This is a genomic window from Sanguibacter suarezii NBRC 16159 (genome assembly GCF_001552735.1).
Classification (GTDB): domain Bacteria; phylum Actinomycetota; class Actinomycetes; order Actinomycetales; family Cellulomonadaceae; genus Sanguibacter; species Sanguibacter suarezii.
On record NZ_BCRT01000021.1, the window covers coordinates 1 to 21,071 of the forward strand.

The window sequence follows — 21,071 nt, forward strand, 5'->3', positions numbered from 1 at the left end:
ACGACGGCGGGGTGCACCGCACGCTTCGGCGTGTTGGCGCACCCCGTCGTCGCATTCCTCCAGGACAATGGGCACGACGCGCTCGGCCAGGCAGTGCGCTCCCGACCCGCACGGCGCTGCTCCTCGGCCCGTCACCACCGGGAGAGCGGCCCGGCAGACGCCCACTCACGCGCCATCCGACCGACCTCATTGGGAGTCCTCCGTGACCACGCCACCCCCGGACCAGCTGCGCATCTGCGTCGTCGGAGACGAGCTCGCCGCCGGGGTGGGTGACCCCAAGGGGCTGGGGTGGCTGGGACGGGTCACCGCACGCACCCACGCCCCCTCCCTGACCATGGTCTTCCCGCTCGCCGTGCCCGGTGAGACGACCACGGCGCTGAGCGCGCGCTGGGAGGACGAGTTCAACCGACGGGCCTCCCACGACCCGCGCATCGATCAGCGGATCGTCATCGCCCTGGGACGCTCCGACCTCGCCGCGGGCCTGACCCTGGCGCGCAGCCGGCTCAACCTCGCCAACATCCTCGACGTCGCCGACGACCGGCGGATCTCCGCCTTCGTCGTCGGTCCGCCGCCCGGCCTGGCCGCGGACCGCGACCGTCTCGCTGAGCTCTCTGCGGCCTTCGCCGACGTCGCCAACCGGCGCCGGGTGCCCTATGTCGACACCTTCACCCCGCTGGTCAACCACGAGCAGTGGCTCGGCGACCTGGCCGCCAACGGCACCGTGTACCCCGGGCAGGCCGGGTACGGCCTCATGGCGTGGCTCGTGCTGCACACCGGCTGGTACCGCTGGCTCGGCCTGCCCGACGACGAGGCCTCCGGCAGCTGACCCCAGCCCCCGTGCCTGCACCGGCTCGTCCTGGGGCAGGCACGGGGGCTTCTGGGCTACTCCGTGCGGGAGACGACGACGTCGCCGGAGACCGTGTTCGCGGTGAGGAACACCGTCGCGCCGGGCTCAGCGCGCTCGACGAGCGCCGTCCGGCCGCCCTGACTGCCGTCCTGCCCGCCCCGGTTGCGCAGGTCGGCGCCGTCGAGGCTGATGGTGCCGGTGACCGACCGCACCCGCAGGTCGACCCCGCTCTCGGCAGGCACCCGCAGGGCGACCCGGGAGGAGATGGACTTCGTGCTGATCGCGCTGGCCCCGGGGGCCGTCTCGATGCTCACCTCGCCGGAGATCGTGCTCACGTCCACCCGGCTGAGCCGACCCGTCAGGCGCACCGAGCCCGTGGCGGTCCGTACCGCGACCGGTCCGCTCTGGTCGGTCACCGACACCCGGCCCGCGGCGGTGGAGACGGTGACCGCCCCGGTCACCGCGATGGTCTCGACGCTGCCGTCGACCGTCGTCACCGAGACCGGTGCGGTGAGGTCCTGGACGGTCACGTCCGCGCGCACGGTCGTGACCCGCACCGAGGCGGCACGTGGCACCCGCACGATGATCTCCGCCGCGTCCTGGTCCCGCAGCCCCTGCACCCGCCGGGCGATGCCGTCGATGCCGGTGAAGTCGTAGGAGACCTTGAAGGTGTCGTCGGTCAGCGTCGCGGCCAGCGGCCGCTCGGAGAGGGAGACCACATCGAGCTCGACGTCGAGGCGGTCGTGCGCCTCCACCCGCACCGAGCCGGCGGTGGTCGCCACGACCACCGAGGTGATCGGCCCACCGGTCGCGGTGACGTCCGCGCCGACGTCGCTCGCGTTGGCGACCAGCGTGGTGCGTACCGTTCGTGGCTCGGCGATGACCCAGGACTCGTTCCTCATGCGTGCTCCTTCGTCGCGGTGTCCACCCACCGTAGACCGGAGCCCCGACCAGGACAACGGGTCAGGCGAGCAGTCCCGCCCCACGCAGCTCGACCGTGAGGTCCTGCGGGTTCGTGGAGGCCCCGCAGGCCTCCTCGTAGGTGATGACGCCGTCCCGGACCAGGTCGAAGAGGTGCTGGTCGAAGGTCTGCATCTTGTAGTACTCCCCGTCCTTGATGAGGTCGAAGAGCGGCGGGTTGTCGGCCGGGCTGACGATCGCCTCGGCTGTGCGCCCGGTGTTGACCAAGACCTCGGAGACCACGCGGCGGCCCGTGCCGTCCGCGCGGCGCACCAGGCGCTGGGAGACGATCCCGCGCAGCGCCTGGGACAGGGCCGTGCGGGCCTGCACCTGCTCGTGCGGGGGGAAGAAGTCGACGATGCGGTTGACCGTCTCCTGCGCGTCGATGGTGTGCAGGGTGGACATGACCAGGTGGCCGGTCTCGGCGGCCTGCAGCGCGGCGCGAACGGTCTCGGCGTCGCGCATCTCGCCCACGAGGATGACGTCGGGGTCCTGACGCATGGCAGCGCGCAGCGCGGAGTTGAAGTCGGCGGTGTCGTGGCGCACCTCACGCTGGGAGATGATCGCCTTCTTGTCGGTGTGCAGCACCTCGATCGGGTCCTCGATCGAGATGATGTTCACCTCGCGCAGGGTGTTGATGAGGTCGACCATGGAGGCCAGCGTCGTCGTCTTGCCCGCACCGGTGGGGCCGGTGACCAGGACGAGGCCGCGCGGCTCGAGCGCCAGCTCGCCCACCACCTCGGGCAGGCCCAGCTCAGAGATGGACAGCACACCCTCGGTCACGCGACGGAAGACCATCCCGACGTGCCCGCGCGCCTGGTAGGCGTTGACGCGGAACCGCCCGACGCCGTCGAGCTGGTAGGCGAAGTCCGCCTCGTGGGTGCGCTCGAAGTCGGTGAGGAAGGAGTCCGGGAGCACCTCGGAGAGCATGCTGATGGTGTCCTCGGGCGTCAGCTCAGGCGTCTGCAGACGTCGCAGCCGGCCGTCGACCCGCACCCGTGGGGAGGATCCGACCTTGCAGTGCAGGTCGGAGGCACCGGTGCTCGCAAGGGCGTGGAGGAGCGGGATGATGGACTGGCGCTGTGAGCTCACGCCCCATCATCGGCACTCAGGCGGCCCCACTTGAGGGACCCGCACACCTCGTCGGCGTCTCCTGCGACCCCCGCCCAGCCCCCGCCCGAGCCACGATCTGGCGCTGGCGCAGGCGCAGGTGCGGGGCACCCCCGGTTTTGTGGGACCATAGTAGCCAGGCACGTGCGGCCACACGCGCGGCTTCCAGTCCTTCGATTCAAGGAGATCACTATGAGCAAGCGCGGACGCAAGCGTCGTAGCCGCAAGGGCAACGCAGCGAACCACGGCAAGCGTCCCAACGCCTGATTCGCGTTGTGAGCATGCAGAAGGGCCCCGTCGCACAGCGACGGGGCCCTTCGTCTTGCTCTGTATCTCTCGCTCCGACCAGGACAGCGACCCGACGCTGGGTCGTCCCGGTCCGGGGCCCGGTCAGCCCTGTGAAGCGAGCTTGCTGATCTGCAGGTGGATCTTGAGCCGCAGGTGCTCCGGAGCCTGCTCCGTGCACGAGCGGCGCAGGAGCCGCTTGACGAGCTCGTCGATGCTCAGCTCGGCCAGGCACGGGCTGCAGTCCGCGACATGGGCCCGCATCCGTTCAGCGTCGCTGTCGGTCATCTCCGAGTCGAGGTACTCGAAAAGATGAGCGATGACGTCGTCGCAGTTGTCGTTGGTGCTCACCGCACATCCTCCTTACCGTCGTGTCCTGTCGTGGCGGGGCCCTTCTGACCCGAGCCGGTAAATCCTCGGTCGATCGCGTAGTCGTTGAGCAGCTCGCGCAGCTGCGCACGCCCCCGATGCAGCCGGGACATGACCGTCCCGATCGGGGTGCCCATGATCTCCGCGATCTCCTTGTACGGGAAGCCCTCGACATCGGCCAGGTACACCGCGATCCGCCGGTCCTCGGGGATCTCCTGCAGCGCTCGCTTGACGTCGGAGTCGGGGAGGCGGTCCAGCGCCTCGGCCTCGGCCGAGCGCAGACCGGTCGAGGTGTGCGACGCGGCACGCGCGATCTGCCAGTCCTCGACGTCCTCAGCGGCCGACTGCAGCGGTTCGCGCTGCTTCTTGCGGTAGGTGTTGATGAAGGTGTTCGTCAGGATGCGGTACAGCCACGCCTTGAGGTTCGTGTCTGGCCGGTACTGGTGGAAGGCCGCGAAGGCCTTCGCGAACGTCTCCTGGACCAGATCCTCGGCGTCGCTCGGGTTGCGCGTCATGCGCAGCGCGGCCGAGTAGAGCTGGTCGAGATGCACCAGAGCATCCTTCTCGAACCGCTGGGTCCTCGCGAGGTCGCCCTCGGTCTCGGGCGCGCGGTTGGTGTCCTCAGTCATCACGACCGAGCCTAGTGCCACCATTGCCCCCCTGCCTGCACGCGTGCCCACCCGGGGGCCGCTGTCTTCGAGTACACATGTCGTCACTCTGCCTTCAACACGGCCACCCAGCTGCTCATTCCCGCCGCCTCACGGCGAGGTGCCCGCGGCGGCGCCCGGCGCCGCGCCCGGGTGCGCCACCACCCCGGCGACACGTCTCACCAGGCCAGAGGCCGACGTCGGGCGCTACGGTGGACCTCATGACGACGACAGCCAGCGACTCCCAGTTCCTCTCCCTCCTGCGCGCACAGGTCGGCCACGAGCTCGACGCGCACCAGCAGTACATCGCGATCGCCGTGTGGTTCGACAGCGAGGACCTGCCCCAGCTCGCCGCGCACTTCTACGCCCAGGCCGTCGAAGAGCGCAACCACGCGATGATGCTCGTCCAGTACATGCTCGACCGGGACATCCGGGTGACCATCCCCTCCGGCGGCCCGGTGCGCAACGAGTTCTCCACGGTCGTGGAGCCGTTGCAGCTCGCCCTCGACCAGGAGAAGCAGGTCACCGACCAGATCGAGGCGATCTTCCGTGCCGCGCGCGCCGAGGGTGACGCCCTCGGCGAGCAGTTCCTGCTGTGGTTCCTCAAGGAGCAGGTCGAGGAGGTCGCCTCGGCCAACACGCTGCTGACCATCGCCCGCCGCGCCGGGGACAACCTCTTCGACATCGAGAACTACGTCGCCCGCGAGCAGGTCGGCGACTCCGGCAAGTCCTCTGACGCGCCGTCCGCCGCCGGCGGCGCACTCTGACCTGCCCGACGCCGGGGACCTGCGCTCGCACGCCGGGTCCCCGGCGTCGGACCTCTCGCCGCGGGAGCAGCGCACCGCGACCGTCGGCGATACAGTGACCTGGACACACGCCTGTAGGGAGACCACCGATGCTGCTCCGCAAGATTGCCCGTCCGCTCCTCGCCACATGGTTCATCCGCGACGGGCTCGACGCAGCCCGCCATCCCGGCGTGCACGTCGTGACCGCACGGGGCACGGTCGACCAGGCGACGAACGCGCTGGGGCGCGCTCCGCTCACCGACCGTCAGCTGCGCACGATCATCCAGGTGCACGGCGGGCTCACCGTCGCAGCCGGGATCTCCCTCGCCGTGGGACGCACCCCGCGCGTGGCCGCCCTGACGCTCGCCGCGCTCTCCCTGCCGCTCGCGGTCGCCGAGCAGCCCTTCACCTCAGGCCCGCGCAGCCGCGGTGACCGCACCGAACCCTTCGTGCGCCGGCTCGGCGCGATCGGGGCGGCGCTGCTCGCCGGCGTCGACTACGAGGGACGCCCGGGCATGGGCTGGCGCCTCGAGCACGCTCGCGCGGAGCGTGCCGCGGTGAAGACCGCCACGCACACCGCGGAGATCAAGACCGCAGCCAAGGTCGCCAAGAAGACCGCCAAGAAGACGGCGAAGCAGACGGCCAAGAAGCTCTCCAAGGAGGCCTGAGCCCGGCCGGTGAGCATCCTCGCAGCACCCACCGGTCGCGCGAGCGACCGTGGGACTGCGAGACCACACCCCTGACCGCTCCCAGGTGCCATAACCTTGGGGGATGACGACCACATCTCCTGGCCTTGACCTGTGGACCGCGCCGACCCTCGCACCGGCGCCCGGGCAGCTCTCCGCGACGGTGGAGGTACCCGGGTCGAAGTCCCTGACCAACCGCTACCTGGTGCTGGCCGCCCTGGCCGACGCACCGGGGGTGCTGCGCGGGGCGCTGCGCAGCCGGGACACCGACCTCATGGTCGAGGCGCTGCGTGCCCTCGGCGCCACCATCACCCAGGGCGCGAGCCCGAGCGAGTGGCTCGTCACCCCCGGCACCCACGCCGGTGACGTCACCATCGACTGCGGCCTGGCCGGGACCGTCATGCGCTTCATCCCTGCCGTGGCGGCCCTGTCCACCGGGCAGATCACCCTCGACGGCGACGCGGGCGCGCGGGTGCGCCCCATGGGCCCCATCCTCGACGGCCTGCGCGGCCTGGGTGTGCGCGTGGACGACGGCGGGCGCGGGCTGCTGCCCTTCACCATCACCGGGGCCGGCGCTGTCCGCGGGGGCTCGGTCGACGTCGATGCCTCCGCCTCGAGCCAGTTCGTCTCCGGGCTGCTGCTCGCCGCCGCGCGCTTCGACCAGGGCCTCACCCTGCGCCACACCGGGGCCACCCTGCCGAGCCTGCCGCACATCGACATGACGGTGGCGGTGCTGCGCGAGGCCGGCGTCGAGGTGGACGACTCCCGCCCGACGATCTGGCAGGTGCGTCCCGGGCCGATCGCCGGCCGTGACGTCCGCGTGGAACCCGACCTGTCCAACGCCAGCCCGTTCCTCGCCGCCGCCCTGGTGGCCGGCGGCACCGTGCGGGTCCCCGGCTGGCCCGCCCAGACCACCCAGCCCGGCGCGATGGTCCCGGAGATCTTCACGGCGATGGGCGCCACCACGAGCCTCGACGGCGACGTGCTCTCGGTCACCGGGACCGGCGCCGTCCACGGGATCGACATCGACCTGCACGCCGGGGGCGAGCTGGCACCCACCGTCGCTGCCCTGGCCGCACTGGCCGACTCTCCCAGCCGCCTGCGCGGGATCGCGCACCTGCGCGGACACGAGACGGACCGGCTGGCAGCGCTGGCGACCGAGATCACCCGGCTGGGCGGTCAGGTCGAGCAGACCAGCGACGGCCTGGTCATCACCCCGCGCCCGCTGCACGGCGGCGTCTTCCACACCTACCACGACCACCGGATGGCCACCGCCGGCGCCATCATCGGGCTGCGCGTGCCCGGGGTCGAGGTCGAGAACGTCGAGACGACCGCCAAGACCCTGCCCGGCTTCACCGGGCTGTGGGGCTCGATGCTGGGCAGCGATCCGTCCGCGAGCACGGGACCGGCGATCTGACCTGATGATGTCGCGCCGCCCCACCGACGAGTCGGACTTCCACTCCCGCCCCAGCAAGCGCGGGAGCCGACCGCGGACCAAGACCCGCCCCGAGCACGAGGACGCCGTGACCGGCCTGGTCACCGGAGTCGACCGCGGCCGGTACACCCTGCTCATCGACGAGAACCTGCCTGACGAGCACTCCATCATCGCGATGAAGGCCCGCGAGCTCTCCCGCAACCGGGTGGTCTGCGGCGACCGGGTCGACGTCGTCGGCGACACCTCCGGGGAGGACGGCACCCTCGCCCGGATCGTGCGGATCACCGACCGCACGACCGTGCTCCGCCGCACCGCGGACGACACCGACCCCTACGAGCGGATCATCGTCGCCAACGCCGACCAGCTCGTCATCGTCACCGCGCTGGCCGAGCCCGAGCCGCGTACGCGGATGATCGACCGTTGCGTCGTCGCCGCCTACGACGCGGGGATGGACGTGCTGCTCTGCCTCACCAAGGGCGACCTGGCCTCCCCCGACGCGCTGCGCGCCCTGTACGAGCCGATCGGCGTGTCCGTGGTGACCACCTACCGCGACGCCGACGGCGCCATCACGCCCCTCGACGAGGTGCGGGCAGCCCTGGCCGGCCGCACCTCGGTGTTCGTGGGTCACTCCGGTGTTGGCAAGTCCACCCTGGTCAACGCCCTCGTGCCGGGTGCCCGGCGCACCGTCGGCGTCGTCAACGACGTCACCGGACGCGGCCGGCAGACCTCGACCTCGGCGGTCGCGCTGCGGCTGCCCGAGTACGACGGTGAGCGCGGCTGGGTCATCGACACCCCCGGTGTGCGGTCCTTCGGTCTGGCGCACGTCCAGGTGGAGAACCTGCTCACCGCCTTCGACGACCTCGCCGAGGTGGCCGAGGAGTGCCCGCGCGGGTGCACGCACCTGGAGGGCTCCCCCGACTGCGCCCTCGACGAGTGGGTGGCTGCTGCTCCGGACGAGACGGTCCGCGAGGCCCGTGCCGCACGGCTGGACTCCTTCCGCAGGCTCCTCACAGCGCGCGCCTAGTCGCTGGTCACCACCGCGCAGCGCTACGGTGAGGACCATGATTGCGCGCCCCCACTACGACGACGACCTCCGCCTGGCCCTCGTCATCGCCGACCAGGTCGACTCCCTGACCATGTCCCGGTTCAAGGCCCTCGACCTGCACGTCGAGTCCAAGCCGGACCACACCCCCGTCTCCGACGCTGACCGGTCCGCCGAGGAGATCATCCGCGGGCAGCTCAGCCGGGCTCGTGGGCGCGACGCGATCCTGGGCGAGGAGTTCGGGGCCACGGGGCACAGCTCACGGCGCTGGATCATCGACCCCATCGACGGGACCAAGAACTTCGTCCGCGGCGTGCCGGTGTGGGCCACGCTCATCGCCCTCGCCGAGGGTGACGACATCGTCGTCGGTGTGGTCAGCGCGCCGGCGCTCGGCCGACGGTGGTGGGCAGCCAAGGGCACCGGCGCGTGGACCGGGAAGTCCCTCGCCGCCGCGTCGCGCCTGCGCGTCTCCGGCGTCACGGACATCGCTGACGCGTCCTTGTCCTACTCGAGCCTGAGCGGCTGGGACGAGCGCGGCAAGCTCGACCAGTTCGTCGACCTCACCCGCCAGGCCTGGCGCACCCGCGCCTACGGCGACTTCTGGTCCTACATGCTCGTGGCCGAGGGCGCCGTGGACGCGGGGATGGAACCTGAGCTCGAGCTGTACGACATGGCCGCGCTCGTGCCGATCGTCACCGAGGCCGGCGGGCGGTTCACCTCGCTGGACGGCGTGGACGGACCGTACGGCGGCAACGCCCTCGCCAGCAACGGGCTGCTGCACGACCACATCCTGGCGTCGCTGGCGGACAAGCCGAGGCACTGACCCCGCGGGTCAGCGCCTGATCAGCAGGTCAGGGCTGATCAGCAGGTCAGCGCGGGATCGCGGTCAGCTCGGTCGCGTCGTACCAGAGCAGGTCGCGGTCGGCGAGGCGCTCGATGGCGTCGTCGTCGCCGCCCATGACGGCTTCGATGTCGGCTGCGGCGTCGGGCTCGTCGACATGGACGCAGACGATCTTCACGCCGCTGACCGGCTCCGTGGTCTCCACAGCGCTGGGTGCGACGTCGTCGTCGTCGCCGTCACCCGCGAGGAGCGGGCGGACGACCGCGTCGGGGACGTCCACCGACATGACCACCCGCAGCCACGGGACGGCCGGCCCGGAGGCGATCGCCACGAGGGAGTCGTCCGCAGCAGCGAGCTGCGCGACGTACTCGACCTCTTCGAGGTCGTCGATCCCCTCGTCGGCGAGCTCGGCCACCAGTGCCGGCGTCGCGGCGTGCGCGCGGCGAGGTGCGAGCGTGATGGTCGTGGAGGTCAGGGCATCAAGCTCGGCGAGCGTCGAGGGGACGTAGAGGCGCATGGCCTTAGTGTGCCACCGTCGGCGACCACGCGGAGGCAACCGGTGACCCGGCGGCGGGCTCTGCGCCCCGGCCGTGCGCTGCGGGGTGTCCCGCGGGCGCCCGCTCGCGCACTGCCTCCGCCAGCTCGCTGATCGCCCGGCGCGCCGCAGAGGCCGGCGCCACCTCCCCCAGCGCACGCCCGGCCAGCAGCGCGGCGTCGCAGGAGGCCTGGTCCTCGGGCACGAGCTGGACGTCGGTGACGTTGGCGTAGCGCAGCAGCGTCTCTCGCAGGACCGTACCGGCCTGGCGTCCTACGGCGGAGGCGCGGACCCGGTTGACCACGACGACCGGCTCGTTCGTCGCCACGCCCGTCCCGCGCAGGTCGTCGAGGGCGCGCACCAGACGCTGCATGCTCACCGCGTCGGCGCCTCCGACCACCACGACCACGTCGGCCGCCGCGAGGGCGCTGAGGGTCGCGGCGTTGCGCTGGGGTGCCCGGGTGTCGTAGGTGAGCATCTCGTCGCTCTCGACCGCGAAGCCGCAGTCGATGACGGTCCACCGCGCGAGCCGGCGGCACTCCTGCCACACCGTCTCCAGCCCCGCGGCGGACAGCTCGGGCCACCGGCTCGCCCGTGCGATCCCGGTGAGGATGCGCAGGCGCGGCGTGAGGGCTGGGGTGATCGTCGCCAGCTGATGCAGGGTCAAGGTCCCGTTCCCTGCCGCGCGGCAGGCCGCAGCGATGCCCGAGGACTCGTCCAGCAGCCCCGTCATCTGGGCGAGCGCACCGGAATAGGTGTCGGCGTCCACGAGGAGGGCGGTGTCTGCGGCCGGCGCAGGAGAGCTGGACGGCTGCCCCGGCACACCAGGCGCCTGCGCGAGGTCGGTCCAGGGGTCCGCGGCCGGTCCGTTCGCCCACCCGCTCGGGGTCCGGCCCTGCCGGCGACGACGCTCTCGCCGGTCGCGTCGGTCGCGTCGGTCGCGTCGGCCGCGTGCGGGGTCGGCGACCAGCTCGGCTGCGAGGTTCAGCGCGATGGTCGACCGCCCCGGCGCGCCGGTGGGGCCCCATACCGCGACGACGATCCCCAGGCCCGCAGCGCCGTCTCTGGTGCCGGTGCCCGCTCCCCACCCGTCACCGGCGCCCGTCTCCCACTCCCACGCCGCGCGCGGGTCCGCGGTTCCGGGCGCGGCCCCATCGGGGTGCCCGACGGCCGCGAGCGCGCCGGCACCGGAGACCGCGGCCGACCGGACGAGGTCGACGAGCTTCGCCGGCACGTCTGCGTCCTCACAGACCGCGTCGACTCCCAGCGCCTGCACCCTCTCGCGCTGCCACGGCACGTCCGGGCACAGGGCGAGGACACGGGTGCCGTCAGCGTGCAGCGCAGCCACGACAGGTCGGTCGAGCCCTGGCAGGTCGCAGGAGACGACCGCCACCCGTCCCAGGCCCGCGGCGGAGGCCGCCAGCAGCTCCGCGATGTCCGCGCACCGGCGAGTGAGGTCGACGGCGTCCGGGACGGTGGCGAGCGCAGCGACCGAGACCGCCTCGACCGGGCCGACCACCGCGCACAGCACAGTCACCGGTCCGCGCGCCTCGGTCTCGTCGGTGCCGTGGACGGGAGTCACAGCTCTGGCCCGGGCACCGGCACGATCGCCACCTCGCCGTCGCCGGCAAGAGCGGCGAGGACCTGCGGCAGTGCGCTGGTGGGCGTGAGCACATGGACGGTGGGCGCACCCCCGGCGAGCAGGCTGCTTCCCCGTTCACCGAGCTCGGCGACGACGAGCCCGTCCGCGAGCAGCACGGGCGCCGGAGCGGCGGTGCCAGCGGTCGCGGCGCCGGCAGGCTGAGGGGAGACGAGCCAGAGGTCCACGAGCGAGCCCGCGGTGACCTTCGAGGAGAGCGCGTCGGTGACGGGGATCGCGACCGACCGGTAGTCCAGCTCGGTCGCGGACCCCACCGCCGACCGCGCGAGCAGCTCTCGCTCGCCCACCGTGCGCAGGACGACGAGCCCTTCGGGCGGCGAGGCAGAGACGGGATAGTAGAGGTCCAGGTCGTCCCCCAGGCGCACATCCACCGCGACGAGGTCCTGCGGCCCGACGGCGTCCCCCGGCGTCAGGGTGGTGGCGACGGCGTAGACGGCGACCGTACGCCCGGCGTCGGCCACGGCCCAGGTACCCAGCGCCACTGACCCTGCCACGAGCAGGATGCCGAGGGCGAGCCGCGGGTCCCGCCACGTCGGTCGCCGCAGGCGCACGGCGGCGGGCGCCGGGAGGTCTGGGGCCGTCGTGGACTCACGGTGGTACGTCTCGAGCATCGCGATCTCCGTCCTTATTCCACCCGTTTGCCTCACATCCTGCCTGGCTGTGATGAAATCCGCGCGGCGCCTGTGGACGAAGCGGTGTGGACGACGCATTCTCAGGCTGCGGTGCGTGCCAGACTGGTGCCATGCCGACCCGCTTTCTCACTCTCGCCGACGTGACCGAGGCGTTGAACATCTCCGCCGCGCAGGCCTACGCCCTCGTCCGCTCGGGCGACCTGCCGGCGATCCAGGTGGGTGGACGGGGTCAGTGGCGCGTGGAGACGACGGAGCTCGAGGCATACATCCAGCGCCTGTACGCCCAGACCCGCGCGAAGGTCGATGCCAACGGCTTCGAGGACTGAGCCGGCGCCCACGGCAGGCCACGGGACGTCACTGCACGGTCGAGCCGATCATCACGACGCCGTCCACACCGATGACCACCCGGTGGTCGCTCCCCCGACGCCGCTCGCCCCACTCCTGAGCCAGGACCGGCTGCAGGTCGAAGTGGTCACGCCCCACCCGCTCGATCCGCCCGTGATGCTCCCGCGACGCGGTGTGCACGACGACGACCGCACGGTCCCGGGACAACCGGCGCAAGGCCTGCCCCAGGCCGAGCACCGCCCCGGTGGGCCGCTGCCCGCCTACCCCCTGCGCCGTCGCGCCCTGTCGAGGGCCCTGGGACGCCCCGGCGCCTGATCCCTGGCCCTGCGGCGCACGGAGCCAGGCGACCGCCTCACGGACGCTGGGCGGCGTCGCTCCTACCCCGAGGCCGGACCAGGACTCCACGGCGCGCAGCGGCACGATGACCTCGCGGCCGTCGACCGCGAGCAGCACCCACTCCGGGAAGACCTCGCGCACCTCACCCTCGATGTCGCGGCCCGTGGTCAACGCGGCGCGCACCGCGCTGCCCCGCAGTCCGCGCAGCCGGTCGGTGAGGACGATCGTGGCCGCCTCGGCACGGGTGAGGTCGGCGGCGGCAGCGTCGCGATCGAGCGACTGCACGGCGTCGACCTGGGACTCGAGGTCCGCGAACAGCATCTCCCATCGCATGCGACCACTGTGCCGCAGCGCCGCGGGTCCCGCCCGCCGGCCTCGCCCTCGCTCGCGTCGTCGTCCACAGGGGCGCCTTCCGGTGGACAGGGGACCACTCGGTCGAGTTATATCGAGTGACATCAAGATGCATCAAACGCCATCAAGCATGATCAAGGGAGATCCCATGGCATCCCCGGTATCCCTCGCCGGCGGCCGATCCCGCGCCCGACGCTCCGGGCCGCTCGCCACCGCAGCTCTGGGCACGGTCGCGCTCGCCGTCACGACCACCGTGCTCGCCGCCCGGCTGGTGGCCGTCTGGCCCGAGGCTCTGGCTGCCGGCCGCCAGTGGCCAACTCCAGGCACACTCACCATCGACGTCCTGGTCGCGGCACCGCTGCTCGCGACGGGTGCGCTCGTCGCGGCCTGGTGGACGCTGAGCCTGCTGCTGGTCACGGCCACGCTGATGGCGGACCGGGCCGGCCTGCACAGCGCCGCCCTCATGCGGTGCGTCCAGTCCGTCGCACCCCGCACCCTGCGTCGCCTGGCGGTCGCCGGCATCGGCGCCGGGCTCACCTTCTCCGCCCTCCCCGCCCAGGCCGCCCAGGAGCCGCCAGACGTGGGATGGACGACCACCCAGGAGCACTCCGCCCCGGGGACGACCATCCCGGCCCAGGAGCAGCGCGGCGCACCAGCGGACCCGACAAGCCTGGGCGCCCTCGTGCCGCTCGCCGAGGCGCCGACGCCAGCAGTCCCGCCGGCGACGCCCTCGGACACCGCCTCCCCTGCCCCGGTCCCGCCGCCGGAGGCCGCCCCGACGGGGGCGCCACCGGTCACCGAGCAGCCCGCCGGAGCAGCGCACGTACCGGCACCTCCGGCCGCTCAGCCCCACGTACCTCAGCCCCACGCACCTCAGGTTCCAGCCGCCCCATCAACCTCAGCTCAGCCGGGGGCCGGACCGTCAACGACGGGGTACCAGCGCGCCGTCCAGGAGCGCGGGATCCACGAGCGCGCGGCCCAGCAGGACGCAGCCCAGCCTGGCGACACCGCTCGGCCGGATCTCGCTGCGGGCGTCATCGTGGTCGCCCCGGGGGACACCCTGTGGGACCTCGCCGCCGGCACGCTGCCCCCTGGGTCCACCGACGCCGAGATCACCGCGTCCTGGCACGCCTGGTACGAGATCAACCGGGCGGTGGTCGGGGACGACCCGGACCGGCTGCACCCCGGACAGCTCTTGCAGGCTCCGCCTCTCCCGTGACGCACCTGCCCCCGATCCTCATCCGACCGACCCCAGCCCGCTGCCTCGCTGCCCGTCCGCACCGCCCGACCGTCCGCACCGCCCGACCGTCTGCACCGTCCGACCGTCTGCCCGCCAAGGAGCTCGTCATGACCGCATCGACGCTACGCACCGCACAGCACACCCCGTCCCGCACCCCGGGTGCACCGCGCACCCCCGCAGCAGCCGCCGGGAGCACCCGGACTGCCCCGCCCCGGGCGGAACCGCTCGCTCATCCCCTGCGGGCGCTGCACCGCACCGACTTCCTTCCCCCGACGCACCAGCCGGACGGCACCCAGCGGCGCCGGGGTGGGCTCCAGGAGTTCAGCCACCGGCCCGACCGCTCGGCCGAGCTGCCGCTGCGCCCCTCGTCCTCCTCGGCACCCGCGCTCGACGACCCGACGGGCCTGTGCTGCGCGGTGGCCCGAGCCGCGATGGAGTCGCTGCGCGGTGTGCGACCGCTGTCCCAGCTGGTGCGCTCGGTCTCCCCCGAGGTGTTCGACGCCCTGCACGCCCGCTATCAGGTCCGGGAGCAGGCACGGACCCGCCCCGGCGCCCCGCCGGTCTCCCAGTCACGCGCCCGGGTGCGTGCCGCTCGGATCATCCGCCTCGCACCCGACGCCGCAGAGGCGAGCGTCGTGGTCGACGACGCCGACCGGGTCCGCGCAGCGGCCCTGCGGGTCGAGGAGCACCGCGGACGGTGGTGGGTCGTGGTCCTGGAGATCGGATGACGTCACCCATGCCGTCCCCTGGCGTGGTCCACCGGCGGCGCCTCTCGACGTCGCTTCGCCGGCGGCCGGGCAGGTACGCAGATGAGGGCGCCTCCCCTGCGGGAGGCGCCCTCATCTGTGTGTCATGGCCGGACCGGGAACCGGCCAGCCGGGCTGATCAGCTGGCCGAACAGTTGGTCGAACAGCTGGTCAGATCTGCTTCTTCTGCTTGGCTGCCTTGCGGCGGGCCTCACGGTTGACGGGCTCCGCCCCGACCTCCTCGTCGATCGAGCGGACGGCCTTGACGCGGCCGGCTCCGTCGGTGACCACTGCAGCGTCGTCGCCGTCCTCGCTCGGGGCGGTGTAGCTGAGCGGGACCTTGCGCTCGGGGCCTTCCAGGCCCTTCGCGACGAGGACCGGCTCGCCCGCACCAGCGCCCAGCGCCTGAGCGGCGGCCGTCCCCGCGGCAGCCGCAGCACCCGCTGCGGTGACGGCGGGAGCAGCCGGCTCGACCTTGACCTCGAGGTTGAACAGGAAGCCCACGGACTCTTCCTTGATCGCCTCGGTCATCGCCTGGAACAGCAGGAAGCCCTCACGCTGGTACTCCACGAGCGGGTCGCGCTGGGCCATGGCACGCAGGCCGATGCCCTCCTTGAGGTAGTCCATCTCGTAGAGGTGCTCGCGCCACTTGCGGTCCAGGACCGAGAGCACCACGCGGCGCTCGAGCTGACGCATGTTGGCCTCGCCGAGCTGGGCCTCACGGGCGTCGTAGGCGTGCCGGGCGTCGGAGAGCACCTCGGTGAGGATGAGGTCGTGAGTCAGCGCGTCGACGGACCCTGCCTGCTCGATGACCTCCTCGACCGTGATCGAGACGGGGTAGACGGCCTTGAGGGCGGTCCACAGCGCGTCCAGGTCCCAGCCGTCGGGGTTGCCCGCAGCCGTGGCTCCCTCGACGTAGGCGGTGAGCACATCGGTGAGGAAGTGCTGGATCTGCTCCTGCATGTCCTCACCGTCGAGCACCCGGCGACGCTCGCTGTAGATGACGGTGCGCTGGCGGGAGAGCACGTCGTCGTACTTGAGGACGTTCTTGCGGATCTCGAAGTTGCGGCTCTCCACCTGGCCCTGGGCCGAGGCGATGCCGCGCGTGACGATCTTGGACTCCAGCGGCATGTCGTCGGGGAAACCGACGCGCTGCATCATCGACTCGGCGAGACCGTTGCCGAACAGGCGCATGAGGTCGTCCTGCATGGACAGGTAGAAGCGGGACTCCCCCGGGTCACCCTGACGTCCGGAACGACCACGCAGCTGGTTGTCGATGCGGCGCGACTCGTGCCGCTCGGTGCCCAGCACGTAGAGACCACCGAGACCGGCCACCTCGTCGTGCTCGTCCTTGACGGCCTTCTTCGCCGCGTCGATGGCCGCCGGCCAGGCGGCTTCGTACTCGTCGGGGGTCTCGGAGGCGTCCAGGCCGCGTGCGGCGAGGTCGGCGATGGCGAGGAACTCGGCGTTGCCGCCGAGCATGATGTCGGTTCCACGACCGGCCATGTTCGTGGCCACGGTGACCGCACCCTTGCGCCCGGCCTGGGCGACGATGCTCGCCTCACGGGCGTGCTGCTTGGCGTTGAGGACCTCGTGCGGGACGCCCTGCTTCTTCAGCTTGGACGCGAGCAGCTCGGACTTCTCCACGCTCGTGGTCCCCACGAGGACCGGCTGACCGGCCGCGTGACGCTCGACGATGTCCTCGACGACGGCGTTGAACTTGCCGTCCTCGTTCTTGTAGACGAGGTCAGGCTGGTCGATGCGCTGCATGACGCGGTTGGTGGGGATCGGGACGACGCCGAGCTTGTAGGTGCCGTGGAACTCGGCAGCCTCGGTCTCAGCCGTACCGGTCATGCCACCGAGCTTGTTGTACAGGCGGAAGTAGTTCTGCAGGGTGATCGTGGCGAGCGTCTGGTTCTCGGCCTTGATCGCCACACCCTCCTTGGCCTCGATCGCCTGGTGCATGCCCTCGTTGTAGCGGCGGCCAGCCAGGATACGACCGGTGTGCTCGTCGACGATGAGCACCTCGCCCTTGATGACGACGTAGTCCTTGTCGCGCTTGAAGAGCTCCTTGGCCTTGATGGCGTTGTTGAGGAACCCGATGAGCGGGGTGTTGAGGGACTCGTAGAGGTTGTCGATGCCGAGGTAGTCCTCGACCTTGGCGATCCCGGGCTCGAGCACACCGATGGTGCGCTTCTTCTCGTCCACCTCGTAGTCCTCGCCGGCCGTGAGGCGGCGGGCCACCCGGGCGAACTCGCCGTACCACTTGTCGGCGTCGCCGGAGGAGGGGCCGGAGATGATGAGCGGGGTGCGCGCCTCGTCGATGAGGATCGAGTCGACCTCGTCGACGATCGCGAAGTTGTGCCCGCGCTGGACGAGGTCGTCGATGGACCACGCCATGTTGTCGCGCAGGTAGTCGAAGCCGAACTCGTTGTTCGTGCCGTAGGTGATGTCCTTGGCGTACTGCTCACGGCGCTCGGCCGGAGTCTGCCCGGACACGATGCATCCGGTGCTCATTCCCAGGAAGCGGAAGACGCGTCCCATGAGCTCGCTCTGGTACTGGGCGAGGTAGTCGTTGACCGTGACGATGTGGACGCCCTCGCCGGTCAGGGCGTTGAGGTACGCAGGCAGGGTCGCGACGAGGGTCTTGCCCTCACCGGTCTTCATCTCGGCGATGTTCCCCAGGTGCAGCGCCGCCCCGCCCATGAGCTGGACGTCGAAGTGACGCTGACCGAGGGTGCGGCGAGCAGCCTCACGGACCGTGGCGAAGGCCTCCGGCAGCAGCTCGTCGAGCGTGGCACCGTCGGCCAGGCGCTCCTTGAACCGGTCGGTCTCCTCGCGGAGCTCCTCGTCGGAGAGCGCCTCGAAGCTGTCTTCGAGCGCGTTGACCTGCTTGGCCATTCCGGACAACTTCTTGAGAATCCGACCCTCGCCGAAGCGTAGGACCTTCTCGAGGATCGCAGCCACGCAGTACTCCCGGTTCGAGTTTCGCTCTCTCGCCCGTACCGAACAGCACGGACCACATACAACTGCCCATCGTATGCGAGGAGCGGTGCTCCCCGTCACATCGCTCCATCTCTGCGCGTCACAGCCCTGGCGCGGGGTGCGGACCTCCTCGGCCACCCTCGAGCACCGCAGCGGCTGCCTGTGGCCCACCTGCGGCGCGCGCGGCGGCCACGGCGGTGGCGAGGTCGACGGCGAGGTCGCCACGGCCGGCCACCACGATCTCACCCAGTCCCAGCCATCCGGCCAGCACGACGAGCTCGTCGGCGAGCAGCCGGGCGGTGCTCGTCGTGGCGGCTGCGTCACGGTATGCGGCCTGCACCCGCAGCACCCCGGCCGCCCGGTCGGCCTTGAGGTCCACCCGGGCGGTGATCTCCTCCCCCTCGAGGAAGGGCAGGACGTAGTAGCCGTGCACCCGGTCCTTGGCCGGGACGTAGATCTCGATCCGGTAGTGGGTGGCGAAGAGCTCGGCCAGGCGTCGCCGCTCGAAGATCAGCGGGTCGAAGGGGCTGAGCAGGGTGCGCGCGGTCGCCATGCGCGGGGTGACGGCGTCGCGGTGGACGTAGGTCTCTCGGTCCCAGCCGCGGACAGTGACCGGGACCACCGTGCCCTCCTCGACGAGCTCGGCCAGCGCTGCGCGCGGCGCGGGCCCCTTGAGGCGGAAGTAGTCGGCGAAGCAGCGTGCGGTGCCCACCCCGTGCGCTCGGGCGCCGATCTCGACGAGGGCACGCACGGCGTCGGCGTCGGCGACGGGTGGGGCGGCGAGCACCGCGGGTGGCAGGACCCGCTCGGTGAGGTCGTAGACCCGTTCGAAGGTGGTGGTGCGTCCGGCGGCGGTGACCTCGCCGGTGAAGAACAAGAACTCCAGCGCCCGCTTGGCCGTGCTCCAATTCCACCCCCAGGCGCTCGTGTCGCGCGGGTGGCTCTCCACCAGGAGCGCTTCGACCTGGGCGGCGGTCAAGGGCCCGCGGTCGTGCAGGATCGCTCGGATCTCGGCGATCTCGGCGGAGTGGTTCATCTCCGCGGCGCTGATCTGCCCCCACGCCTCGGTGCGGTAACGGCGCTGACGCCACTCCAGCAGGCGATAGGTCTGGGGCGGGACGAAGGACGCCTCGTGCGCCCAGTACTCCACGAGCCGGCGAGGCTGCTGCTGCGTCGCGCGGGTCAGCAGCGCCGGGTCGTACGGTCCCAGCCGGGAGAACAGCGGCATGAGGTGCGCCCGCGCGAGCACGTTGACCGAGTCGATCTGCAGCAGGCCCAACCGCCCGACGACGCGGTTGAGACCCGCCATCGTCACCGGCCCGGGCTGGCGCGGGCGGTGCAGACCCGAGGCGGCGAGCGCCGTGCGCCGCGCCTGGGACAGCGTCATGGTGCGTTCGGGGGGACGCGCGGGCATCAGCGCGTGCCGTCGCGGCGCAGTCCGGAAGAGGTCATGGCGACATTCTGCCTCGGGCCGGTGACATCCCCGCGCGCAGCGACGGCGTGGAACCCGGAGGTTCCACGCCGTCGTCTCGCGAGGTCTCGCGCACTGCTGGATCGTCAGGTCAGCGCGAGGTCACCGAGGGGTCGTCACGACTGAGCCGCGGCCACTGCTGCCTCGACGTGCTCGAGGCTGCATGACGTGTCGAGGGCGATCACCCCGTACGTCCACCCCCGGCGGCGGTAGACCACGGACGGGCGGGCGGTCTCGGCGTCGATGAAGAGGAAGAAGTCGTGACCGACCAGCTCCATCTCGTAGAGCGCGTCGTCGATGGTCATCGCGGACGCGGAGTGCAGCTTCTGCCTGATGACGACTGGCGAGTCGCCCAGCTGGATCTCGACCGTCTCACCCGGCTCGGTCGGCGTGGTGGGCTGGGCCGGCGCGGGCTCGGGCTCAGGGACGAAGGGCCGGACGTCGACGGTGTCCATCGGCGTCGGCTGGCGGAACCGGTTCTTGCGGCGGTCGTTGGCGCGCCGCAGGCGCTCGGAGAGCTTGTCGAGCGCTAGGTCGAGGGCTCCGAAGCGATCGTCCGCAGCAGCCTCGGCGCGGACCACAGGGCCCTTGCCCCGCACGGTCAGCTCGACCCGTTCGCGGTTGCCGGACTGGCGGGGGTTGTTCTCGTGAGTGACCTCGACGTCCACGCGCTGCGTGGTCGGTGCGAGCTGCTCGATCTTGCCGAGCTTGTCCTCAACGTGTCGGCGAAAACGATCGGCCACTTCAGTGTGCCTACCGACGACAACAATCTCCATAAGAGCCTCCAAGGGAGCGGGGGCGTTGTTCACGCCCGGACGATGATCAGGTCGGCGCCATTTCTGGGCACCGCTACGAACCACCTCCCAACGCTGATGAGATCTTGCTACAGGCTATCGCGCTTGCGGGTGTGCTTGCACCGACGCGCCCGCCGAGAGGCCCCGGGAGCCCGGTGCGGGCGTCGCCGCGAGGACCACACCGGCCAGCACGAACCCGCCGCGCCGACCGATCGCCCGGGCACACTCGGCAAGGGTGGCCCCGGTGGTCAGCACGTCGTCCACCAGCACGCAGAGGACGGGCTGGCCGCCGCCCGCTCGTCCCTCCAGGGCCGGGCGCCAGCGCCGGCGGACGTCGAGGGTCCCGGCGAGGTTGCCGCTGCGCGCCCGGACCCCCAGACCGACCTGGTCGCGGACCGCGGTCAGCCTGTGGACGTGGGCGAGCGCCCGGACCATGCGCGCGCCCGCGGACAGGCTCACCTGGTCGGTCACGATCCGGGCCAGCTCGGTGACCGGTTCACGGCCTCGACGCCTCCGGGCGGCAGGGGTCGAGGGGACCGGCACGATCCAGATCTCGCGCCCGCCGGGCACCTCGCCCAGCAGCTGCTCGGTCAGCCCGTCGGCCAGCCGCCGCACGGCGGGGGCCAGGGCCGCGGTGAGGTCCGCCCGGTCCCGGTCCTTCCACGCCACGACGAGCTCACGGACCGGACCGGTGTAGTCCCCTGCTGCGAGGACGGGCCACGGCGCTCCGTCATGGAGCCGGTCCAGGCGCGGCGCGCCGGCCTCGGCACGGCGCACGCCAGCCAGATGCGCGGCGCACCCCTCGCACAGGCGTACGTCGGGCTCACCGCACCCGCCGCACTCCAGCGGCACGAGGAGCCGGGTCAGCTCGCCGCCCGCGCTGCGCAGCGCTGCCAGCACCCGCCGCGGCTCGCCGGCTGCGCCCGTGGCGCGTGCCTCCGCCCTGTTCTCCCCCATCGCGCCACCCTG

Annotated in this window: 22 protein-coding genes; 10 read left to right on the forward strand and 12 right to left on the reverse strand. The window is 71.9% G+C overall.

Annotation, left to right across the window (positions count from 1 at the left end; genetic code table 11):
- The first annotated feature begins 202 nt into the window (after window positions 1-202).
- Complete coding sequence (locus SS2_RS13505) at window positions 203-826, forward strand: GDSL-type esterase/lipase family protein (RefSeq protein ID WP_245643576.1); 624 nt, start codon at window positions 203-205, stop codon at window positions 824-826.
- A gap of 56 nt (window positions 827-882) precedes the next feature.
- Here SS2_RS13505 and SS2_RS13510 read toward each other — a convergent pair whose 3' ends face one another.
- Both SS2_RS13510 and SS2_RS13515 read right to left on the reverse strand, forming a co-directional pair.
- Entirely contained in the window at window positions 883-1,749 is an 867-nt protein-coding gene (locus SS2_RS13510; protein WP_066465015.1) for a DUF4097 family beta strand repeat-containing protein, read from the reverse strand.
- Between the two features lie 61 nt (window positions 1,750-1,810).
- Window positions 1,811-2,899, reverse strand: coding sequence for a type IV pilus twitching motility protein PilT (locus SS2_RS13515; RefSeq protein WP_066465017.1), 1,089 nt, complete (start codon window positions 2,897-2,899; stop codon window positions 1,811-1,813).
- A 210-nt stretch (window positions 2,900-3,109) separates the two neighbouring features.
- On the opposite strand from SS2_RS13515, the gene SS2_RS18305 reads away from it, so the two are divergent.
- Window positions 3,110-3,184, forward strand: a complete 75-nt coding sequence (locus SS2_RS18305; protein ID WP_099052597.1) for a 50S ribosomal protein bL37 — start codon at window positions 3,110-3,112, stop codon at window positions 3,182-3,184.
- A gap of 123 nt (window positions 3,185-3,307) precedes the next feature.
- Here the strand turns inward: SS2_RS18305 and rsrA are convergent, their stop codons facing one another.
- Both rsrA and SS2_RS13525 read right to left on the reverse strand, forming a co-directional pair.
- On the reverse strand, window positions 3,308-3,553 hold the full coding sequence (gene rsrA, locus SS2_RS13520; protein ID WP_066465019.1) for a mycothiol system anti-sigma-R factor: 246 nt from the start codon (window positions 3,551-3,553) through the stop codon (window positions 3,308-3,310).
- Complete coding sequence (locus SS2_RS13525; RefSeq protein ID WP_369405217.1) at window positions 3,550-4,251, reverse strand: sigma-70 family RNA polymerase sigma factor; 702 nt, start codon at window positions 4,249-4,251, stop codon at window positions 3,550-3,552. Before SS2_RS13525 ends, rsrA begins: the two co-directional genes overlap by 4 nt.
- A 188-nt stretch (window positions 4,252-4,439) precedes the next feature.
- Between SS2_RS13525 and SS2_RS13530 the strand changes: the two genes are divergently transcribed.
- The 5 genes from SS2_RS13530 to hisN all read left to right on the forward strand — a co-directional run bounded on the left by SS2_RS13530 (window position 4,440) and on the right by hisN (window position 8,989).
- On the forward strand, window positions 4,440-4,985 hold the full coding sequence (locus SS2_RS13530) for a ferritin (protein WP_066465021.1): 546 nt from the start codon (window positions 4,440-4,442) through the stop codon (window positions 4,983-4,985).
- Window positions 4,986-5,113: 128 nt separating this feature from the next.
- Window positions 5,114-5,671 carry a DoxX family membrane protein gene (locus SS2_RS13535; protein ID WP_066465022.1) on the forward strand — a complete coding sequence of 186 codons (558 nt, stop codon included), beginning with the start codon at window positions 5,114-5,116 and terminating at the stop codon, window positions 5,669-5,671.
- Window positions 5,672-5,774: 103 nt separating this feature from the next.
- Window positions 5,775-7,106, forward strand: coding sequence for a 3-phosphoshikimate 1-carboxyvinyltransferase (gene aroA, locus SS2_RS13540; RefSeq protein ID WP_066465026.1), 1,332 nt, complete (start codon window positions 5,775-5,777; stop codon window positions 7,104-7,106).
- 7 nt (window positions 7,107-7,113) lie between these two features.
- Window positions 7,114-8,148 carry a ribosome small subunit-dependent GTPase A gene (rsgA, locus tag SS2_RS13545; RefSeq protein WP_066465790.1) on the forward strand — a complete coding sequence of 345 codons (1,035 nt, stop codon included), beginning with the start codon at window positions 7,114-7,116 and terminating at the stop codon, window positions 8,146-8,148.
- Window positions 8,149-8,185: 37 nt separating this feature from the next.
- A complete protein-coding gene (gene hisN / locus SS2_RS13550) occupies window positions 8,186-8,989 on the forward strand; it encodes a histidinol-phosphatase (RefSeq protein ID WP_066465028.1) in 804 nt (267 codons plus the stop codon).
- Between the two features lie 46 nt (window positions 8,990-9,035).
- Here hisN and SS2_RS13555 read toward each other — a convergent pair whose 3' ends face one another.
- Genes SS2_RS13555 through SS2_RS13565 form a run of 3 tightly spaced genes read right to left on the reverse strand, consistent with a single transcriptional unit; the run spans window position 9,036 to window position 11,813 of the window.
- Window positions 9,036-9,524: a DUF6912 family protein gene (locus tag SS2_RS13555; protein WP_066465030.1), complete on the reverse strand. Its 489-nt coding sequence runs from the start codon at window positions 9,522-9,524 to the stop codon at window positions 9,036-9,038.
- Window positions 9,525-9,528: 4 nt separating this feature from the next.
- On the reverse strand, window positions 9,529-11,124 hold the full coding sequence (locus SS2_RS13560; RefSeq protein ID WP_066465032.1) for a CpaE/TadZ family protein: 1,596 nt from the start codon (window positions 11,122-11,124) through the stop codon (window positions 9,529-9,531).
- Complete coding sequence (locus SS2_RS13565; RefSeq protein WP_066465037.1) at window positions 11,121-11,813, reverse strand: hypothetical protein; 693 nt, start codon at window positions 11,811-11,813, stop codon at window positions 11,121-11,123. Before SS2_RS13565 ends, SS2_RS13560 begins: the two co-directional genes overlap by 4 nt.
- A 131-nt stretch (window positions 11,814-11,944) precedes the next feature.
- Between SS2_RS13565 and SS2_RS13570 the strand changes: the two genes are divergently transcribed.
- Window positions 11,945-12,160 (forward strand): helix-turn-helix domain-containing protein, encoded by a 216-nt coding sequence (locus tag SS2_RS13570; protein ID WP_066465792.1) that lies wholly within the window; start codon window positions 11,945-11,947, stop codon window positions 12,158-12,160.
- Window positions 12,161-12,188: 28 nt separating this feature from the next.
- Here the strand turns inward: SS2_RS13570 and SS2_RS13575 are convergent, their stop codons facing one another.
- A complete protein-coding gene (locus SS2_RS13575) occupies window positions 12,189-12,848 on the reverse strand; it encodes a hypothetical protein (protein WP_066465039.1) in 660 nt (219 codons plus the stop codon).
- Window positions 12,849-13,014: 166 nt separating this feature from the next.
- On the opposite strand from SS2_RS13575, the gene SS2_RS17445 reads away from it, so the two are divergent.
- Window positions 13,015-14,085, forward strand: coding sequence for a LysM peptidoglycan-binding domain-containing protein (locus tag SS2_RS17445; RefSeq protein ID WP_066465041.1), 1,071 nt, complete (start codon window positions 13,015-13,017; stop codon window positions 14,083-14,085).
- Between the two features lie 128 nt (window positions 14,086-14,213).
- The gene (locus SS2_RS17450) at window positions 14,214-14,834 is read left to right on the forward strand and encodes an Rv3235 family protein (RefSeq protein ID WP_157607344.1); all 621 of its coding nucleotides are present in this window, start codon (window positions 14,214-14,216) and stop codon (window positions 14,832-14,834) included.
- A 189-nt stretch (window positions 14,835-15,023) separates the two neighbouring features.
- On the opposite strand, the gene secA is transcribed toward SS2_RS17450, so the two are convergent.
- The 4 genes from secA to SS2_RS13605 all read right to left on the reverse strand — a co-directional run bounded on the left by secA (window position 15,024) and on the right by SS2_RS13605 (window position 21,059).
- On the reverse strand, window positions 15,024-17,819 hold the full coding sequence (secA, locus tag SS2_RS13590) for a preprotein translocase subunit SecA (protein WP_066465045.1): 2,796 nt from the start codon (window positions 17,817-17,819) through the stop codon (window positions 15,024-15,026).
- Between the two features lie 118 nt (window positions 17,820-17,937).
- Window positions 17,938-19,224: a winged helix-turn-helix domain-containing protein gene (locus tag SS2_RS13595; RefSeq protein WP_245643578.1), complete on the reverse strand. Its 1,287-nt coding sequence runs from the start codon at window positions 19,222-19,224 to the stop codon at window positions 17,938-17,940.
- Between the two features lie 200 nt (window positions 19,225-19,424).
- A complete protein-coding gene (gene hpf, locus SS2_RS13600; protein ID WP_066465048.1) occupies window positions 19,425-20,084 on the reverse strand; it encodes a ribosome hibernation-promoting factor, HPF/YfiA family in 660 nt (219 codons plus the stop codon).
- 114 nt (window positions 20,085-20,198) lie between these two features.
- Window positions 20,199-21,059: a ComF family protein gene (locus tag SS2_RS13605; RefSeq protein ID WP_245643579.1), complete on the reverse strand. Its 861-nt coding sequence runs from the start codon at window positions 21,057-21,059 to the stop codon at window positions 20,199-20,201.
- Between the last annotated feature and the right edge of the window lie 12 nt (window positions 21,060-21,071).

Excerpts from the sequence above, each read along its gene's own strand:
- SS2_RS13510 (WP_066465015.1), bottom strand. The coding sequence starts at position 1,749 with ATGAGGAACGAGTCCTGGGTCATCGCCGAGCCACGAACGGTACGCACC.
- SS2_RS13530 (WP_066465021.1), top strand. The coding sequence starts at position 4,440 with ATGACGACGACAGCCAGCGACTCCCAGTTCCTCTCCCTCCTGCGCGCA.
- SS2_RS13535 (WP_066465022.1), top strand. The coding sequence starts at position 5,114 with ATGCTGCTCCGCAAGATTGCCCGTCCGCTCCTCGCCACATGGTTCATC.
- aroA (WP_066465026.1), top strand. The coding sequence starts at position 5,775 with ATGACGACCACATCTCCTGGCCTTGACCTGTGGACCGCGCCGACCCTC.
- rsgA (WP_066465790.1), top strand. The coding sequence starts at position 7,114 with ATGTCGCGCCGCCCCACCGACGAGTCGGACTTCCACTCCCGCCCCAGC.
- hisN (WP_066465028.1), top strand. The coding sequence starts at position 8,186 with ATGATTGCGCGCCCCCACTACGACGACGACCTCCGCCTGGCCCTCGTC.
- SS2_RS13555 (WP_066465030.1), bottom strand. The coding sequence starts at position 9,524 with ATGCGCCTCTACGTCCCCTCGACGCTCGCCGAGCTTGATGCCCTGACC.
- SS2_RS13565 (WP_066465037.1), bottom strand. The coding sequence starts at position 11,813 with ATGCTCGAGACGTACCACCGTGAGTCCACGACGGCCCCAGACCTCCCG.
- SS2_RS13570 (WP_066465792.1), top strand. The coding sequence starts at position 11,945 with ATGCCGACCCGCTTTCTCACTCTCGCCGACGTGACCGAGGCGTTGAAC.
- SS2_RS13575 (WP_066465039.1), bottom strand. The coding sequence starts at position 12,848 with ATGCGATGGGAGATGCTGTTCGCGGACCTCGAGTCCCAGGTCGACGCC.
- SS2_RS17445 (WP_066465041.1), top strand. The coding sequence starts at position 13,015 with ATGGCATCCCCGGTATCCCTCGCCGGCGGCCGATCCCGCGCCCGACGC.
- SS2_RS17450 (WP_157607344.1), top strand. The coding sequence starts at position 14,214 with ATGACCGCATCGACGCTACGCACCGCACAGCACACCCCGTCCCGCACC.
- SS2_RS13595 (WP_245643578.1), bottom strand. The coding sequence starts at position 19,224 with ATGACGCTGTCCCAGGCGCGGCGCACGGCGCTCGCCGCCTCGGGTCTG.
- hpf (WP_066465048.1), bottom strand. The coding sequence starts at position 20,084 with ATGGAGATTGTTGTCGTCGGTAGGCACACTGAAGTGGCCGATCGTTTT.
- SS2_RS13605 (WP_245643579.1), bottom strand. The coding sequence starts at position 21,059 with ATGGGGGAGAACAGGGCGGAGGCACGCGCCACGGGCGCAGCCGGCGAG.